Raw genomic sequence first — 17,435 nt, 5'->3', positions numbered from 1 at the left:
GCCGGTGACGCCCGCACCCCGGTGACCCGATCCGGCCGTCCCCCGCACGACCCGCCCGATTACCGAAGAGGAGAACCGATGGCCATCAGGACTCCCGGCCGCCGCCGGGCCGGCGCCGGCCCGGCGGCGGCGGACGAAGCCTCCTGGATCGAGGTGAACGGCCTGCGGAAGGTGTACCGGCCGCGCAGGTCGGAACCGACCCACGCGCTGGCCGACATCGACTTCACCGTCAAGCGCGGGGAGTTCATCTCGATCGTCGGTCCCTCCGGGTGCGGCAAGACCACCATGCTGAAGATCCTCGCCGGGCTGATCCCCAGGACCGAGGGGGTCGTCCGCGTCGCGGGCCGCGACGTGGACGGCCCGCTCCCGCAGGTGGGCATGGTCTTCCAGGCGGCGACCCTGCTGCCGTGGCGGACCATCCTGCAGAACGTGATGGTGCCGGTGGAGGTGCAGAGACTTGACGCCTCCGCCTACCGGAAGCGGGCCGTGGAACTGCTGGAGATGGTCGGGCTGGGGGGCTTCGAGGGCAAGTACCCCCATGAGCTGAGCGGGGGCATGCAGCAGCGCGCCGGGATCTGCCGGGCCCTCGTGCACGACCCGGCCGTGCTGCTCATGGACGAGCCGTTCGGCGCCCTGGACGCCATGACCAGGGAGTACATGAACGTCGAGCTGCTGCGGATCTGGAAGGAGAGCGGTAAGACGATCGTGCTCGTCACCCACTCCATCCCGGAGGCGGTTTTCCTCTCCGACCGGGTCGTCGTGCTCAGCTCCCGGCCGGGACGGATCGCGGAGATCGTCCCGGTCGAGCTGGAGCGCCCCCGCGACCTGAGCGTCATGTCCTCCGACCGCGCCGGGGTCTACGTGACACGGATCCGCACCCACTTCAACGCCGCCGGCGTCATCGACTGACGAGGTCCGCAATGACATCGAGCAAGACCGCAGACGAGTCGCAGGCCACCCCCAGGCTTCCGGCCCGCACCACGAAGAGCCGCTTCGACCTGCGGGAACGTCCGGAGCTTGTCCTGGTGCCCGCGGTCTTCGTGGTTGTCGTGCTCCTGTGGGAGTTCGCGGTCCAGCCCCTGGGCATCGACGACTACGTGCTTCCCCGGCCCACCCAGATCGTCTCGGCGCTGGCCACCCAGCTCACCGGCGAGCAGTTCTGGTCGCACCTGTGGGTGACACTCCAGGAGTCGCTGCTCGGCTTCGTGATCGGCGTCGTCGCGGCGATGGTGCTGGGCACGCTGATATCCCAGGTCCGGCTGGCCGACCGCACGCTCATGCCGTACATCGTCGCCTTCCAGACCGTGCCGAAGGTCGCGCTGGCGCCGCTGTTCGTCGTCTGGTTCGGCTTCGGGACAGCCAGCAAGATCGTCATGGCGGCGGTCATCTCGTTCTTCCCGATGCTCGTCAACGTCATCGAGGGACTGCGCTCCGCCGACGCCGACAGGATCCAGATGCTGACCGTGTTCGGCGCCGGGAGGTTCCAGGTGTTCCGCATGGTCCGGCTGCCCAGCGCGCTGCCCTTCATCTTCGCCGGCCTCGACATCGGCATCGTGTTCGCCATCCTCGGCGCCGTCGTCGGCGAGTTCATCGGGGCCAAGGAGGGGCTCGGCTACCTGCTCCTGCAGGCCAACTACAACTTCGACATCGCGAGCATGTTCGCGGTCCTGGTGGTGCTGTCGGTGATGGGCCTCGTCGCGCACTCCCTGATCCGCTTCGCCCAGCGGCGCTTCGCCTTCTGGGCCGAGGACAACCAGGTGATCGGGGCATGATGAGCGATCCGAACCGGTTCGACGGCAAGGTGGCCCTGGTCACCGGCGCCGGGCGGGGCATCGGCGCCGTGATCGCCGCGACACTGGCGGCCCGGGGCGCCCGGGTGGCGCGGGCCGACGTCGATCCCGCCGGCGCCTGGCAGGCGCCGCTCCCGGCCGCCGGCGGGCACACCGGCCACCGGGCCGACGTCCGTTCGGCCGGCTCCTGCCGGGAACTGGTCGCCGAGGTGCTCGCCGCGCACGGCCGCCTGGACCATCTGGTGAACAACGCCGGCGTCGTACGGCGGGGCCCCGCGGCCACGATGAGCGAGCGCGACTTCGTCGACGTCCTCGACGTCAACCTCACCGGAACCTTCCGCATGTCCCAGGCCGCCTATCCCGCGCTGCGCGAGGCGGGCGCCGCGAGCGTGGTGAACATCGGCTCGACCAACGGTCACATCGCGGTCCTCGACACCCTCGGATACTGCGTCAGCAAGGCCGGGGTCATGCACATGGCCAGGGTGCTGGCTCTGGAGTGGGCCCCCGACGGCATCCGGGTGAACGCCGTCGGCCCCACCATCGTGCCCACCGACATGACCGCGGACGTGCGCGCCGACCGGGCGTACATGGCGGACAAGCTGGCCACCATCCCGCTCGGCCGGATGGCCGGAGCCGACGACGTCGCCAACGCGGTCGCCTTCCTGCTCAGTCCCGCCGCCGCCATGACGACGGGCCAGACGATCTACATCGACGGGGGCGTCACCATCTGGTGACACCCGACCGAGTGCGAGGAGTTCCCATGTCACACCCCGACGTCGCCGCGGCGCTGGCCGCCGTCGACACCCACTTCGACACCTTCGTCGAGGAGCTTCAGCAGCTGTGCCGCATCCGCAGTCTCCGCGAGGAGGCCGACCAGATGACGGCCACCGCAGAGTTCCTCGCCGGTTCGCTCGAACGCTGGGGCGGCAGCGCCGAGATCGTTCCGTGGGCCGACTCCCACCCCTACGTGCTGGGCGAGATCGGCGGCGGCCAGCGCGCCCTGCTGCACTTCAACCACTACGACGTCGCGGTGGAGCCGACCGGCGACGACGACCAGTGGGTCAGCCCGCCGTACGCGGCGGAGATCCGTGACGGGCGGCTGTACGCGCGGGGTGTCGCCGACGACAAGGGCGCCATGCTCTCCCGGGTCCACGCCGCGGCGGCCTGGCGGCTGGCCGGGCTGGAGCCGCCCGTCACCAGCCGCTACATCATGGAGGGCAAGAAGTGGCTGCACAGCCCGGGGCTCGGCTCGTTCGTCCAGGCCCACGCCGACCGGCTGGCCGCCGACGCCGCGCTCTGGGAGAACTCGTGGACGGACACGGACGGCCGCCCGCTGCTCAAGCTCAGTGAGAAGGGCGTGCTGTACCTCAAACTGACCGCCCGCACGCTGACCCGCGATCTCACCAGCCAGAACACCGTCCTGCTGCCGGCGGCGACCATCCGCCTGGCCGCCGCGCTCACCAGCCTGCAGCGCTCCGACGGCACCGTCACCGTGGCGGGCTTCGCCGACGACGCGCGGCCCCCGACGGCCGAGGAGCGCGACCTGCTGGCCCGGCTCCGGTTCGACGGCGAGTTCCTGCGCGCCAGGGCCGGGGTGGACGGCTTCATCGGCGGTCTCGACGACGTCCAGGCCGCGATCGAGATCCGGACCCGGCCCACCCTGACCGTCGCGGGCGTCTCCGGCGGGGACAACCGCGACGAGGTCACCCTCGGCATCCCCTCCACCGCCAGTGCGAAGCTGGAGATCCGGCTGGTCGCGGGCCAGGACCACGAGCGCGTCCTGCGCGCCGTCCGCGAGCACCTCGACGACGCGGGCTTCGGCGACCTCACGATCGAGGTCATGGCCACCAGCAGCCCCAACCTGACCGACCACCGCCACCCGTTCGTGGCGCTGGTCGCCGACGCGGCCCGCCGCGCCTACGGCGCCGAGCCCGTCATCGAGCCCTACACGCAGTGGATCGGCAACCAGGGCGTCATGGGCGACCTCCCGATCGTCGGCGTCGGGGTCTCCCGCGCCGACGCCTGCATCGACGGACCCAACGAGCACATCCGCCTGGAGGACTACCGCATGGGCGTCAAGCACGTCGTCGAGGTCATGGCGGCGATGGCCGTGACGGCATGAACACCGGCATGCGCGGCGCCTCCGAGCGCGGCTACCTCAACCTGCCCTGGGGCCAGGTCCACTTCCGGCGGGCGGGCGACCCCGCCGGGGTGCCGCTGGTCGTCCTGCACCAGTCGCCGCTGTCGTCGGCGACCTACGAGCCCGCCCTCGCCGCGATCGCCGCCTACGGCGTGCACGTCGTCGCCCTCGACACCCCCGGCTTCGGGATGTCCGACGCCCCGGCCCGGCAGTGGTCCGTCCCGGACTACGCGGCGGCCGTCTGGTCGGCCGTCGACGCGCTCGGCCTGGGCAGGGTGCACCTGCTCGGGCAGCACACCGGCGCGGTGGTCGCCGCCGAGGCCGCGCTCGCCGCCCGGGACCGGGTGAGCGGCCTGATCTTCCAGGGGCTTCCCCTGTACGGCGAGGCCGAGCGGGCCGAGAAGAAGGCGTCCTACGCGCCGGGCTACGAACCCGCCTCCGACGGCGGTCACCTGCGGACGATCTGGGAACGCGTCCACCGGCTCTACCCGAGGATCTCGGCGGAGTCGGCCAGCCGGCAGGTCGCCGAGTATCTCAGCGCCGGCCCCGACTACGCGGTCGCCTACCGCGCGGTGTTCGACCACCGCCTGGACACCTCCGCGCTCGCGGGCATCCCCGCACTGCTGCTCCACGGTGACGAGGACGTGGTGAACCGGATGAACGACACCGTGCTGGCCGCCCTGCCGGGGACGCCGCTGGTCGTCATCGCCGGCGGCACCGACTTCGTCGCCGAGGAGCAGCCGGAGGTCTTCGCCAAGGCGGTGGCCGAGGAGGTCCTGCGGCACGGCGCCGCCGGGCCGAGGCCGGGGTTCACCCCCGTCTACACCGCGACGGTCGAGGTCCGGGGGGGCCGGGGCGGTGGCGCGCGTTCGCGCACCGGCCCGCTGGAGCTCGCGCTCACCCGGCCGGGCGACAGGAGGCCCGGCGACACCGGCACCGATCCGGAGGAGCTCTTCGCGGCCGGCTACGGCGCCTGCTTCGACAGCGCCCTGGCGGTGGCGGCCCGGCGCGAGCGGATCGTCACCGGCCCGGTGACCGTGACCGTGTCGGTGACCCTGGGCACCGTACCCGGCGGGAGCTACGCCATCGCCGCCGGTCTGGAGGTCGCCGCGCCGGAGTGCCGCCAGGCCGACCTGGAACGGCTGGTGGGGATCGCGGACGGGCTCTGCCCCTACTCCAACGCGGTCCGGGGCAACGCCGACGTCACGATCGACGTGCGCGGAGGTGCCTGACGACGCCCCGTTCCACGACGTCCACGCAATCTCCGATCCCGCGCCGCCCGCGGCGTGCGCCGCACCAACCGAGGAAGCCATGACCACCGATGAGGCCGGAGGCGAGCAGGGGCGTTCGCGCTCCGGCATCGCCAGGGCCCTGGCCGTGATCGACGTCATCGGCAGGTCGCCGCGGAGCCTGGGCGTCTCCACGATCGCGCGGGAGACCGGGCTGCCCAAGGCCGTGACCCACCGCATCCTGCGGGAACTGGTGGGCGGCCGGTTCCTGGGCTTCGACGAGGACAGCAAGCTGTACCGCCTCGGCCCCGGCGCACTGAACATCGGGCTGGCCGCGATGCGTGAACTCGACGTTCCCGCGCTCGCCCACCGCCACCTGGTGGCGCTGGCCGAGCGGACCGGGGAGACGGCGACGCTCTCGCTCCGGCAGGGCTGGTCGCGGATCTACGTCGACCAGGTGCTGTCCGCCCAGGAGATCCGGATGTCGGTCGCCCTCGGCACCGGCCACCCCCTGCACGCCGGGTCGTCGTCCAAGGCGATCCTCGCCGCCCTGCCCGACGCCGAGGTGGAGGACTACGTGGTCCACCACCGCCTCGACGGCCTCACCGACGCCACCATCACCTCCGCGGCCGCTCTGCGCGAGGAGATCGCCCGGATCCGTGGGCTGGGCTACGCGGTCAGCTCCGGAGAGCGGCAGTCCGGCGCGGCGAGTGTGGCGGCGGCGTTCCACGGCGCCACCGGGCAGGTCACCGGGTCGGTCTCCGTCTGCGGCCCCCTGGACATGTTCACCCTGGGCCGGACGCAGTCACTGGGCGCCTGGGTGGCCGCCGCGGCCGCGGACATCTCGGCCGACCTCGGCCACCGCGGCACCGCCCCGGCACGCGGGCCGTGAGACGGCACGTGACACGGGCGGCGTGAAGCCGCGTGAGACGGCGGGAGGCCCGGCCTCCCGCCCGGCGTATACGACGTTGAACCTTTTTCTCATCTGGGGGTAAGCATGCGAGACGGGCCACTCGAAGGTCTTCGAGTCGTCGACGCCTCAACGATCCTGGCGGGGCCGCTCTGCGCCCAGATCCTCGGCGACTTCGGCGCGGACGTGGTGAAGATCGAGCATCCCACCGCCGGGGACGGCATGCGCGGCCACGGCAGGTCCAAGGACGGGCACCCGCTGTGGTGGAAGGAGATCTCCCGCAACAAGCGGACGGTCGGACTGAGCCTGTCGGCCCCGGAGGGAGCCGAGATCTTCCTGCGGCTGGTGGAGGGCGCCGACGTCCTCATCGAGAATTTCCGTCCCGGAACCCTGGAGCGCTGGGGGCTGGGCCCCGACCGGCTTCACGAGGTCAACCCCGCACTGGTCGTCGTCAGGATCACCGGCTTCGGGCAGCGCGGGCCGTACGCGGCCAGGGCGGGCTTCGGAACCCTCGCCGAGGCGATGAGCGGGTTCGCCCACCTGACCGGCGAGGCGGACGCGCCGCCCACTCTTCCCGCGTTCGGGCTGGCCGACAGCATCTGCGGTATCGCGGCCTCGTCCGCGGCGATGATGGCGCTGTGGGAGCGTGAACGCCACCCCGACAGGCGCGGCCAGGTCGTCGACATGAGCCTCCTGGAGCCCATCATGACGGCCGTCGGCCCGTCGCCCACCGTCTACCAGCAGCTCGGGATCGTCGAGGAGCGCCACGGCAACCGCTCGACCAACAACGCGCCGCGCAACACCTACCGCACCTCCGACGGTCACTGGGTGGCGGTGTCCACCAGCGCGCAGACGATCGCTGAACGCGTCATGCGCCTGGTCGGGCACCCCGAGGTGATCGGCGAGCCCTGGTTCGCGAGCGGCGCGGGACGCGCCGCCCACGCCGGCCCGCTGGACGGGATGGTCGGCGAGTGGATCGCCGGCCGCACCCGGGAGGAGGTCGTCGCGGAGTTCACCGCCGCGGGCGCCGCGGTCGCCCCCGTCTACAGCTCCCGGGACCTCGTCGAGGACCGGCACGTCCGCGAGACCGAGATGCTCACCGTCGCCGACGACGCCGACCTCGGCCCCCTGCTGATGCACAACGTCATGTGGCGCATGTCGCGGACGCCGGGCCGGATCCGGTTCACCGGCCGGGCGCTCGGGGCGGACACCGAGCAGGTGCTCGTCGGGGAGCTGGGCTGCGACCCGCAGGAGCTGACCGGCCTGCGCGCGCGAGAGATCGTCGCCTGAACCGCGGTGATCGAGGAGACAAGCGGACATCGGGAGAGACGAGTGACCATTTATACGACCGCCGCCGCTTCCCGCGGAGAGGTGGAACACGATCCCCTGCTGAGCGCGGTGCGTGACGGCGTGACCGTCTACGACCTGGGCCGCCCCCTTTTCGCGGGGATGCCGCAGTCGCCCAACCACCCCGCCTACACCCACACCCTGCCGCGCCGTCACGGCGACCGGGTGCGTCCCGACGGCGGCTCGGCCGCCAACGACATGCTCGTCATGGGCACCCACGTGGGCACCCACATCGACGCGCTGGCGCACGTGTCCCAGGACGGCAGGCTGTACGGCGGGGCCGACGCGGACGAGGCCTGCGTCGGAGGGCTCTACCCCGACCACGGCGTGCACACCGTCGCGCCGATGGTCTGCCGCGGCGTGCTGCTGGACGTGCCCGCCACGCTCGGCGCGGACTCCTGCGAGCCCGGCTACGAGATCACCCCCGCCGACCTCGACGCGACCGTGCGGCGCCAGGGCACGGAGGTCGGCGCCGGCGACGTCGTCCTGATCCGCAGTGGCTGGGGCCGTCGCTTCACCGACCCCGACCGTGCGGTCTACATCGGCGGCGAGTCCGGTGTTCCCGGAGTGGGCGAGGCGGGGGCGCGCTGGCTGGCCGGGCGCGGCGTGCGCGCCGCGGGCGCCGACACCATCGCCTTCGAGTGCCTGGCCCCCGGGCAGGGCCACAGTGTGCTGCCCGCGCACCGGGTGCTGCTGGTGGAGTCGGGTGTCTACATCATCGAGGCGATGGCGCTGGACGAACCGGCCCGCGACGGGGTTCACGAGTTCACCTTCGTGCTGTCGCCTCTGCCGCTCTTCGGGGCCACCGGGTCACCGGTGCGCCCGCTGGCACTGGTGGGCCGCAGGCCGTCGGCCGGCGACGCGGAGGAGGGGGGCCGTCGTGGCTGAGCCGACCCTCGGCCGGCTGCTGGCCGACTTCGCGGCGGACACCTCCTGGGCCACGCTCCCCGGCGAGGTGGCCGGCAGCGTCCGCAGCCGCGTGCTCGACGTGATCGGCCTCTGCGTCGCCGCGCACCGGCTGCCGACGAGCACGGCGATCGTGGAGCACGTCCGCGACCAGGGCGGACGCCCGCAGGCGCACGTCGTCGGCGGCGGTCGGGCGGTGCCCGCCCCGCTGGCCGCCCTCGCCAACGGGGTGCTCGCGCACTCCCTCGACTACGACGACACCCACCTGCCCTCGGTGCTGCATCCGAGCGCCCCGGTCATCCCCGCGGCGCTCGCCGCCGCCGAGCTGGCCGGCGCGTCGGGCCGGGAGACGATCCACGCGATCGCCGTCGGCCTGGAGGTGTGCGTACGGCTGGGCATGGCGGGCTACGACCCGGAGAGCGGCAACTCGACCTTCTTCGAACACGGCCAGCACGCCACGTCCATCTGCGGCACCATGGGCGGCGCCGTCGCGGCGGCCGTGCTGTTCGGCCTGTCCCGCGAGGGCGTGCTCGACGCCCTCGGCGTGGCCGCCTCCACGGCGTCGGGCGTCATCGAGGCCAACCGGACCGGCGGCACGGTGAAGCGGCTGCACTGCGGGTGGGCCGCGCAGTCCGCGGTGACCGCCGCCGAGCTGGTCCGGCGGGGGTTCACCGGTCCGCCGACCGTCCTGGAGGGCCGGTTCGGCTTCTTCGAGGCGTTCCTGCACGGACGGTACGCTCCCGAGGCGATCACCGCGGGTCTCGGCGTCGACTGGGCTGTCCCGGGGATCTTCTTCAAGCCCTATCCGGCGAACCACTTCACCCACGCGGCGGTGGACGCCGCGATCGGACTGCGCGAGCAGGGCCTGGACCCCTCCCGGGTGGAGAGCCTGACGCTGGGCGTCCCCGCCCCCGTCATCCGGACCATCGGGCAGCCGATCGAGGGCAAACGCGCCCCGGAGACCGGCTACCAGGCACAGTTCAGCGGGCCGTACGCGGTCGTGGCCGGGCTGCTGGGCGGCGGCGGCCTCGGGGTGGGACTGGCCGACTTCACCGACGAGCTGGCCCGCGACCCGCTCCGCCGTGCGCTCATGGCCAAGGTGGACGTGGTGCCGGACGACCGGATGACGGAGATCTTCCCCCATCAGTTCCCCGCGGTGCTGCGCGCCCGCGACCTCGACGGCCGCGAGTGGCGCCACGAGGTGCTCGCCAACCGGGGCGGACCGGCGCGCCCGCTGTCGGTGGCGGAACTGGCGCTGAAGTTCCGCGACAACACCGAGGGCCGGCTGTCCGAGGCCACCGCGGGCGTGGTGACCGACCGGGTGAACCGCCTGGACGAGCTGGACCACATCGGCGACCTTCTCCGCCTGGTGGCGGAGTTCGAGGTGGAGTCCGAGACGGCGACAGGAGACAGGAGATGACCGTGGCCGAGTTTGACCTGCTGGTAAAGAACATCCGCGTCGTCACGCACGATCGCGATGAACCGGTTGAGGCGGACATCGCCGTGCGGGACGGCCGGATCGTCCAGGTGGCGCCCGGCCTGGCGGCCGAGCCGGCCCGCACGGTGGTCGACGGCGGAGGCCGTCTCGCCTTTCCCGGTGTCGTCGACGCCCACCAGCACTGGGGCATCTACAATCCGCTGGAGGAGGACACCGCCTCGGAGAGCAGGGCGAGCGCCCAGGGCGGTGTCACCACCGCGCTCACCTACATGCGGACCGGGCAGTACTACCTCAACCGCGGCGGTGACTACGCCGACTTCTTCCCGCGGGTGCTGGCCGCCTCCGCCGGCCGCTCCCACATCGACTACGGCTTCCATCTCGCCCCGATGTCGCGTGGCCACATCGGGGAGATCCCCGAGCTGGTCGAGCGGTTCGGCGTCACCTCCTTCAAGATCTTCATGTTCTACGGTGGTCACGGCCTGCACGGCCGCTCCTCCGACCAGAACTCCTTCCTGATGATTCCGGAGGGGGAGCGCTACGACTACGCGCACTTCGAGTTCGTCATGCGCGGCGTGCAGGAGGCCAGGGAGCGCTTCCCCGAGCTGGCCGACGAGATCTCCCTGTCGCTGCACTGCGAGACGGCCGAGATCATGAGCGCCTACACCAGGATGGTCGAGGAGGCCGGAGACCTCAGTGGCCTGGCCGCCTACCACGCCTCCCGGCCGCCGCACTCCGAGGGGCTCGCGGTCTCCATCGCCTCCTATCTGGCCCACGAGACGGGCCTGCCCACCGTCAACCTGCTCCACCTGTCGTCCAGGAAGGCCGTGGACGCGGCGGTGCGGATGGCCGGGGCCTTCCCGCACATCGACTTCCGGCGCGAGGTCACCGTCGGTCACCTGCTGGCCGACATCACCACCGCGTACGGCCTGGGCGGCAAGGTGAACCCGCCGCTCCGCCCCCGTGAGGATGTGGAGGCCCTCTGGGAGTACGTGCTGGACGGCATGGTCGACTGGGTGGTCAGCGACCACGCCTGCTGCCGGGAGGAGATGAAGTTCGGCGAGCCCCGCGACGACGTCTTCGTGGCCAGGTCCGGGTTCGGCGGGGCCGAGTACCTGCTCCCCGGCATGATCACCGAGGGGCGCCGGCGAGGCCTGTCCTACGGCCGCATCGCGACGCTGACCGCGTGGAACCCCGCCAGGAGGTACGGCCTGCGCGCGAAGGGCGTCATCGCCGCCGGCTTCGACGCCGACTTCTGCCTGGTGGACCCCGGCGCCACCTGGACCGTGCGCGCCGAGGAGTCCGAGTCGACCCAGGAGTACACCCCCTTCGAGGGGTTCGAGCTGACCGCGCGGGTCACCGACACCTTCGTCCGGGGGCACCGGGTGCTCGAAGACGGGAAGGTCGTCGGCGGTCCGGTCGGCCGTTACGTCCACCGCCCGGCCGGCACCGGCTGAGGGAGACGACACACGGTGAGATCGGCACTCTACGTCCCGGGCGACAGCCCGGAAAAGCTGGCCAAGGCGCTCGGCCGGGGGGCCGACGCGCTTATCGTGGATCTTGAGGACGCGGTCTCGCCCGGGGCGAAGGCCACGGCCCGCGCGGCCGTGGCGGGATGGCTCGGCACCCTCCCGCCCCGCGCGGGCCGGCCCGGGGCCGGTCGGGCTCCCGGGGTGCGGCCCCCGGAGATCTGGATCCGGGTGAACCCCGGACCGCTCGGTCACGAGGACCTGCGCGCGGTGGCGCTGCCCGCCGTGACCGGGGTCTGCGTGGCCAAGACCGAGTCGGCCGCCGAGCTCGTCGCCGTCGACGGGCTCCTCTCGGACGCCCCGTGGATCGCGGTCTGCCCGCTGCTGGAGAGCGGTGCCGCCGTGCTGGCCGCCGCCGACCTCGCCCGCGCCCCCCGGGTGGTCAGGCTCCAGCTCGGCGAGGCGGACCTCCGCGCCGACCTCGGCGTCGAGCCGGGACCCGACGAGCGGGAGCTGCTCTGGGTCAGGTCCCAGATCGTGCTCGCGTCGGCGGCGGCCCGGATCGGCCCGCCCCTCGGCCCGGTCAGCACCGACTTCCGCGACCTCGGCGCCCTCCGGAACTCCACCCAAGCCCTCAGACGGCTGGGGTTCCGGGGCCGGGCCTGCATCCATCCCGCCCAGATCGAGGTGGTCAACGAGGTGTTCACCCCGTCGGCGGAGGAGGTCGGCCGGGCCCGGACGCTGATCGAGCGTTTCGAGTCGTCCGGTTCCGGCGTCGTCCTCGACGACACGGGCCGGATGGTCGACGAGGCCGTCATCCGGCGGGCCCGCCGGACCCTGGAGGGGGACCGGGCGGCGGGGTGAGCCGTGGCGGATCGGGCCGTCCGGCGGCGGAGTGTTTGATCCAGGCCGGTCAGCGCCGGTTATTGACTTAAACATCCCCTATATGTCTACTTGAGGCGCAGAAGATTGTTTTGCCGCCAAATCTCACCGGAAGTCCGGCGGAGGGACCGCCCTCGGTGAACCGAGCGAGGTGTCCGTCGTGCCGGTGAAGTCCCGTGTCTCCAAGCCTCGAAGCCGGCCGGGAGCACCATATCCGGAAGCCCCATATCCGGAAGCGACGGGGCGGGGAGTCCGGTGAACGGACCGATCCCCTCGCAGGCAGACCGTATCGGTGCCACAGTCCACAAAATCCGCCGGCCCGCGAGAGCGAGACCCATCGCCGGCGGGACGGCCGGAGCCACGCCAGGGAGGAACGTTGACCAACCGGGTTCGCCGGCGCGGGCCACGGCTCCGCGATCTCCCGAGGTGTCCCGGTGACGCCGGGGGAGAGGTGGCGACGGCGACCGTTTCGCACGGCCGTGACCACGGTGTTCCGCTGAGGGGAAGATCCCGATCATGAAGGAAGGTCGAGACGAGACAGTGAACGACTCCCACGAGCAGGCCGGTCACGAGAGCGCCGGCGAGGTCCCGCTGCTGGGGCTCTCCGCGGACGAGCTGCTCATGACGACCCGGACGGTGCGGCGGAGACTGGACCTCACCCGGCCGGTGCCCCGGGCGGTCATCCGCAGAGCCGTCGAGATCGCCGTGCAGGCCCCGACCGGAGGGAACCGGGCGGGCTGGCGGTGGATCGTCGTCGACGATCCCGCGCTACGGGCCGAGGTGGGACGGGTCTGGTCCGAGTGCGCGGAGGGCTACCTGCGCCACGTCCCGGCCGACGACAGGATGCTGCCCGGCGCGCGTCACCTGCAGCGGATCATCGGAAGTGTGCCGGCGCTGGTCATCCCCGTGATCGAGGGGCGGCCGCCGGAACGGGACCTCAGCTGGACCGCAAGCTTCTGGGGCTCGATCCTCCCCGCGATGTGGAGCTTCATGCTGGCGCTCAGGGCGCGCGGGCTGGGCGGGGCCTGGACCCAGGTTCACCTGCGGCGCGAACAGGAGATGGCCGAGCTTCTCGGCATCCCCCACGGAGAGGTGACACAGGCCGGGCTCGTCCCCGTCGCCTGGACCGTCGGAACGACGTTCAAACCCGCTCGGCGGGAACCGGTTGAGGAGATCCTGCATTGGAACGAATGGTGACGGCGGCGGACCCCGGAACGGCCGTCCTGCTCCGCGAGGAGCCCGCGGAGGGCGTCGCGCTGCTCACACTCCACCGGCCCGAGGCGCGCAACGCCCTGAGCGTGGCGCTCAGGGAGCGGCTCCGGGTGGAGTGGGAGGCCCTGGCCGGCGACGACTCGGTACGGGTGGTCGTCCTCACCGGGTCCGGCCCGGCGTTCTGCGCCGGGCTGGATCTGCGCGAGATCACCACCGACGGCGGGGTTCTCGCCGGTGAGCGCCGGACGCTCCACGCGGAGCCGTTGATTCCCCCGCTGACGGTTCCCGTCATCGGAGCGGTCAACGGCCCCGCCGTCACCGGAGGATGGGAACTCGCCCTCGCGTGCACCTTCGTGGTGGCCTCGGAACGGGCCTGGTTCAGCGACACCCACGCCCGGCTGGGTCTGCTGCCCGGCGCGGGGCTGGCGGTCTCGCTCTCCCGCAGGGTCGGGCACCGGCTCGGAGTCGAGCTCAGCCTCACGGGCCGCAGGCTTGACGCCGCCGAGGCCGCCCGCCTCGGGCTGGTGAACAGGGTTGTGCCCCACGAGCGGATGCTGCCCACCGCCCTGGAGACGGCGTCGGACATCGCGCGCCTCGACCCGGTCCTGGTGCCGCGGCTCCTTGAGCTCTACCGGCAGCTCGCCGAGGCGGGCGGGCACGCCGCGTGGGCCGTCGAGCACGCCGAGTCACGCCGGTGGCTGGCGGAGCGTGGTCCGGTGGTGAGGCGGCCGTGAATGAGACGTCTTCCGGGCGGCTCCGCTTCGACGGCCGCGTCGCCGTCGTGACGGGCGCCGGGGCCGGACTGGGCCGGGCCCATGCTCTCGCCCTCGCCGCGCGCGGCGCACGGGTGATCGTCAACGATCTCGGTCCGGGCACGGGAGAGACCGACCGGGCGGGCGGCGTGGTCGAGGAGGTCCGCGCGCTCGGCGGCACGGCCATCGCCCATCGGGAGTCGATCGCCACCGCGGACGGATGCCGCTCCCTGGTCGAGGCCGCGGTGGCGGCCTACGGCCGGCTCGACATCGTTGTGAACAACGCCGGAATCATTCGGGATAGAACGATCCAAAATCTCAGTCCGGAGACGCTGGAGCCCGTCCTCGCCGTACACCTGCACGGCACGGCGTATCTGATGGCGGCCGCCTGGCCGCTGTTCAAGGCGCAGTCCTACGGCCGCCTGGTGAACACCACCTCGGCGAGCGGGCTGTTCGGCAACTTCGGCCAGGCGGCCTACGCCGCGGCCAAGGCGGGGACAGTCGGCCTCACCAGGGTCGCCGCGCTTGAGGGCGCCCGCCACGGCATCAGGGCGAACGCCGTGGCACCGGTCGCGCGGACCGACATGACCGCCGGGATGCTCGGAGAACTGGCGGCGTCCGCGGACCCGGCGCTGGTCTCGCCCGCGGTGGTCTACCTGTCGCACGAAAGGTGCTCCCTGAACGGCGAGGTCCTCGCCGTCGGCGCCGGGCGGGTGGCGCGGACCTTCGTCGCCGAGACCCGGGGGGTCGTCCGGGCGGACCTGACCCCGGAGACGGTCGAAGCCGATCTCCAGCGGATCTGCTCCGAGGAGGGCTACGCGACGCCGTCGAACCTCCAGGAGGAGTCCAGGCTCATCCTCTCCCTGCTGAACGGGGAGAGCGGTGCCGACCACAGGTGACGAAAGGACCGGTGCCATGGCCGAATTCGAGGCCAACCTCGCCGTCGTCCACGAGGCGATCGCGGCCACCAGACCGGCGCGCGAGTGCCTGATCCACCGCGATCGGCGTGTGACCTGGGAGGAGCTGACCGATCGCACCCGCCGGCTCGCGAGCTTCCTGCTCGCGAACGGCCTGAAGGAGCCCGAGCGTCTTCCCGAGGCGGGCTGGGAGAGCACCCAGGATCATCTGGCGATCTTCCTGACCAACTGCGTGGAGTATCTGGAGAGCATGGTCGCCGCGTTCAAGGCGCGGGTCGTGCCGTTCAACGTCAACCATCGTTACGTCGAGCGCGAGCTCGCCGCCGTCTTCAAGGAGGCGCGGCCGAGGGCGATCGTGGTTCACACGCGTTTCGCGGCCGTCGCCGCGTCCCTGGCCGGCTCGCTCGGCTCACGCCCGCTCGTCCTGCAGGTGGACGACGGCTCGGGCGGACCCCTCGCCGACGGGGCCGTCTGGTACGAGGAGGCGATCCGGCGGGGGGCGCCGGACCCCCTGGGGGTCGGCTACACGCCGGACGACCGCTACATGATCTACACCGGTGGGACCACCGGCGTTCCGAAGGGCGTGCTGTGGCGGCAGGCCGACATCTTCGCGGGCGCGATGGGAGGCCGGCGGGCGGACTTCCGGGAGTTCGAGTCGCTTGAGCACCTGGTGGCCGCCGCCGCGGACGGCCGGGAGGTCTACCTGCCGGCGCCGCCGTTCATGCACGCGGGCGGCCAGTGGCTGGCGTTCTACGCCTTTCACGGCGGCCACCGCATCGTCCTGCCCGACGTCACGGAGCAGTTCGACGCGGACTCGATCCTGGACACCGTCGAACGTGAGCGTGTGACCATGATGCCGATCGTCGGCAACGCCATGGGACGCCCGATCGTGGAGGCCCTGGAGAGAAGGCCACGTGACCTGTCGTCACTGCGCATGATCCACACCGGAGGCGGGATTCTGACGCCCGACCTGAAGGACCGGCTGCTGGAGTTCCTGCCCGCCGGGCTCACGCTGGTCGACGTCTACGGCTCCAGCGAGACGGGCGGCCACATGGAGAACAGATGGTCGGCGGGCTCGGCCACACACGGCCTGTTCTCCCCGGCGGCCGGGACGCTGCTGGTGAGCGACGACCGGTCGAGAGCGCTGCCGAGGTCGTCGCGGGAGGAGGGGTGGCTGGCCCGCTCCGGCCGGATACCGGCCGGCTACCTCGGTGACCGGCACAGGACGGAGGCCACCTTCCGGATGGTCGGCGGCGTCCGGGTGGGGATTCCGGGTGACAGGGCCAGGTGGGAGGAGGGCGGCCTGATCCGTCTGATCGGCAGGGCGTCCACGACCATCAACACCGGCGGGGAGAAGGTCTTCGCCGAAGAGGTGGAGCAGGTGCTGGTGTCGCTGCCCGAGGTGGTCGACGCGGTCGTCGTCGGTGTCCCCGACGACCGCTGGGGGCAGCGGGTCGTCGCGGTGGTGCAGGCCGCGGCCGGGACGGTTCCGGACGCGGCCGATCTGCGGCGGCGCTGCGCCGGACAACTCGCCCGGTACAAGGTGCCCAAGGACCTGGTCTTCGTCCCCAGGGTTCTGCGCGGCCCCCAGGGCAAGGCCGACTACCGCTGGGCGAGGGAGACGGCCCGGGGCGCGCCGGAGGACCCGGCCGTGCGGCGGTCCGGGGGGGAGGGCGGCGGGAAGGGCGACCCGCTTCTCCGGGTGAGTGGTCTGAGTCTCTCCTTCGGCGGGGTGCGCGCCCTCGACGAGGTGAGCCTCACCGTCGAGCGCGGCACCGTCTGCGGCCTGATCGGCCCGAACGGGGCCGGGAAGACCACCTTGTTCAACTGCGTCAGTGGAATGCACAGGCCGCAGAGCGGGGAGATGCTCTTCGACGGTGAGAACCTCGCCCACCGCCGCGCGCGGGACACCGCGGGGATCGGCATCGCGAGAACGTTCCAGAACGTCGTGCTCTTCGAGCACCTCTCGGTCGTGCAGAACGTCATGGTGGGGGCCCACGCCCGAAGCCGTGGTGGTTACCTCGCCGCCGGGCTGGGGCTTCCCTCCTCGCGCAGGGAGGAGCGCGCTCTGCGGGCGGAGGCGGGCGCGCTGCTGGCCGAGCTCGGTCTCGGTCACCTGGCGGAGGCCGAGGTCGGAACCCTGCCGTACGGCTCCCGCAAGCGGGTCGAGATCGCCCGCGCCCTGATGGCGAGACCGAAGCTGATGATGCTCGACGAGCCCGCCGCGGGCCTTCCACAGGGTGAGGTGGCCGAGCTGGCGTCGGAGATCACCCGCATCCGGGACGCGTTCGGCGTCACGGTTCTCCTGGTGGAACACCACATGGGCCTGGTGATGTCGACCTGCGAGAAGGTTGTCGTGCTTGAGTCCGGGCGGGTCATCGCCGAGGGAACCGCCGACGAGGTCCGGCGGGACCGGGCGGTCGTCTCGGCTTATCTGGGGACGTGA

15 protein-coding genes are annotated in these 17,435 nt (G+C 72.3%); all 15 read left to right on the top strand.

Translation table 11 applies throughout. The features are described from left to right. Positions 1–78 precede the first annotated feature (78 nt). The 15 genes from ABZ194_RS07585 (at position 79) to ABZ194_RS07515 (ending at position 17,435) form a co-directional block, all read left to right on the top strand. Positions 79–909, top strand: coding sequence for an ABC transporter ATP-binding protein (locus ABZ194_RS07585; RefSeq protein WP_355593442.1), 831 nt, complete (start codon positions 79–81; stop codon positions 907–909). An 11-nt stretch (positions 910–920) separates the two neighbouring features. Then, positions 921–1,772 carry an ABC transporter permease gene (locus ABZ194_RS07580; RefSeq protein ID WP_355593440.1) on the top strand — a complete coding sequence of 284 codons (852 nt, stop codon included), beginning with the start codon at positions 921–923 and terminating at the stop codon, positions 1,770–1,772. Next, entirely contained in the window at positions 1,772–2,524 is a 753-nt protein-coding gene (locus ABZ194_RS07575) for an SDR family NAD(P)-dependent oxidoreductase (protein ID WP_355593438.1), read from the top strand. The genes ABZ194_RS07580 and ABZ194_RS07575 overlap by 1 nt, the downstream gene beginning before the upstream one ends. A gap of 26 nt (positions 2,525–2,550) precedes the next feature. Next, positions 2,551–3,912 carry a M20/M25/M40 family metallo-hydrolase gene (locus ABZ194_RS07570; RefSeq protein WP_355593437.1) on the top strand — a complete coding sequence of 454 codons (1,362 nt, stop codon included), beginning with the start codon at positions 2,551–2,553 and terminating at the stop codon, positions 3,910–3,912. After that, positions 3,909–5,162 (top strand): Ohr family peroxiredoxin, encoded by a 1,254-nt coding sequence (locus ABZ194_RS07565; RefSeq protein ID WP_355593435.1) that lies wholly within the window; start codon positions 3,909–3,911, stop codon positions 5,160–5,162. Before ABZ194_RS07570 ends, ABZ194_RS07565 begins: the two co-directional genes overlap by 4 nt. A gap of 79 nt (positions 5,163–5,241) precedes the next feature. Continuing rightward, positions 5,242–6,051 carry an IclR family transcriptional regulator gene (locus tag ABZ194_RS07560; protein WP_355593432.1) on the top strand — a complete coding sequence of 270 codons (810 nt, stop codon included), beginning with the start codon at positions 5,242–5,244 and terminating at the stop codon, positions 6,049–6,051. A gap of 105 nt (positions 6,052–6,156) precedes the next feature. Then, positions 6,157–7,359 (top strand): CoA transferase, encoded by a 1,203-nt coding sequence (locus ABZ194_RS07555; protein ID WP_355593431.1) that lies wholly within the window; start codon positions 6,157–6,159, stop codon positions 7,357–7,359. A gap of 42 nt (positions 7,360–7,401) precedes the next feature. Continuing rightward, entirely contained in the window at positions 7,402–8,304 is a 903-nt protein-coding gene (locus tag ABZ194_RS07550; protein WP_355593429.1) for a cyclase family protein, read from the top strand. Continuing rightward, on the top strand, positions 8,297–9,742 hold the full coding sequence (locus tag ABZ194_RS07545) for an MmgE/PrpD family protein (RefSeq protein ID WP_355593428.1): 1,446 nt from the start codon (positions 8,297–8,299) through the stop codon (positions 9,740–9,742). The genes ABZ194_RS07550 and ABZ194_RS07545 overlap by 8 nt, the downstream gene beginning before the upstream one ends. Further along, positions 9,739–11,214 carry a dihydroorotase family protein gene (locus ABZ194_RS07540; RefSeq protein WP_355593427.1) on the top strand — a complete coding sequence of 492 codons (1,476 nt, stop codon included), beginning with the start codon at positions 9,739–9,741 and terminating at the stop codon, positions 11,212–11,214. Before ABZ194_RS07545 ends, ABZ194_RS07540 begins: the two co-directional genes overlap by 4 nt. Positions 11,215–11,229: 15 nt before the next feature. Next, positions 11,230–12,090, top strand: a complete 861-nt coding sequence (locus ABZ194_RS07535; protein ID WP_355593426.1) for a CoA ester lyase — start codon at positions 11,230–11,232, stop codon at positions 12,088–12,090. A gap of 534 nt (positions 12,091–12,624) precedes the next feature. Next, positions 12,625–13,305, top strand: a complete 681-nt coding sequence (locus ABZ194_RS07530) for a nitroreductase family protein (protein WP_355593424.1) — start codon at positions 12,625–12,627, stop codon at positions 13,303–13,305. Beyond that, on the top strand, positions 13,299–14,054 hold the full coding sequence (locus ABZ194_RS07525; RefSeq protein ID WP_355593522.1) for an enoyl-CoA hydratase: 756 nt from the start codon (positions 13,299–13,301) through the stop codon (positions 14,052–14,054). Before ABZ194_RS07530 ends, ABZ194_RS07525 begins: the two co-directional genes overlap by 7 nt. Continuing rightward, positions 14,051–14,971, top strand: a complete 921-nt coding sequence (locus ABZ194_RS07520) for an SDR family NAD(P)-dependent oxidoreductase (protein WP_355593422.1) — start codon at positions 14,051–14,053, stop codon at positions 14,969–14,971. Before ABZ194_RS07525 ends, ABZ194_RS07520 begins: the two co-directional genes overlap by 4 nt. Positions 14,972–14,987: 16 nt before the next feature. Continuing rightward, entirely contained in the window at positions 14,988–17,435 is a 2,448-nt protein-coding gene (locus ABZ194_RS07515) for an AMP-binding protein (RefSeq protein ID WP_355593421.1), read from the top strand.

It is taken from the genome of Streptosporangium sp. NPDC006007, from assembly GCF_040614315.1.
In the GTDB taxonomy this organism is placed as follows: domain Bacteria; phylum Actinomycetota; class Actinomycetes; order Streptosporangiales; family Streptosporangiaceae; genus Streptosporangium.
The sequence above is the reverse complement of the archived record's forward strand: the minus strand, read 5'-3'. Positions and strand labels throughout refer to the sequence as shown.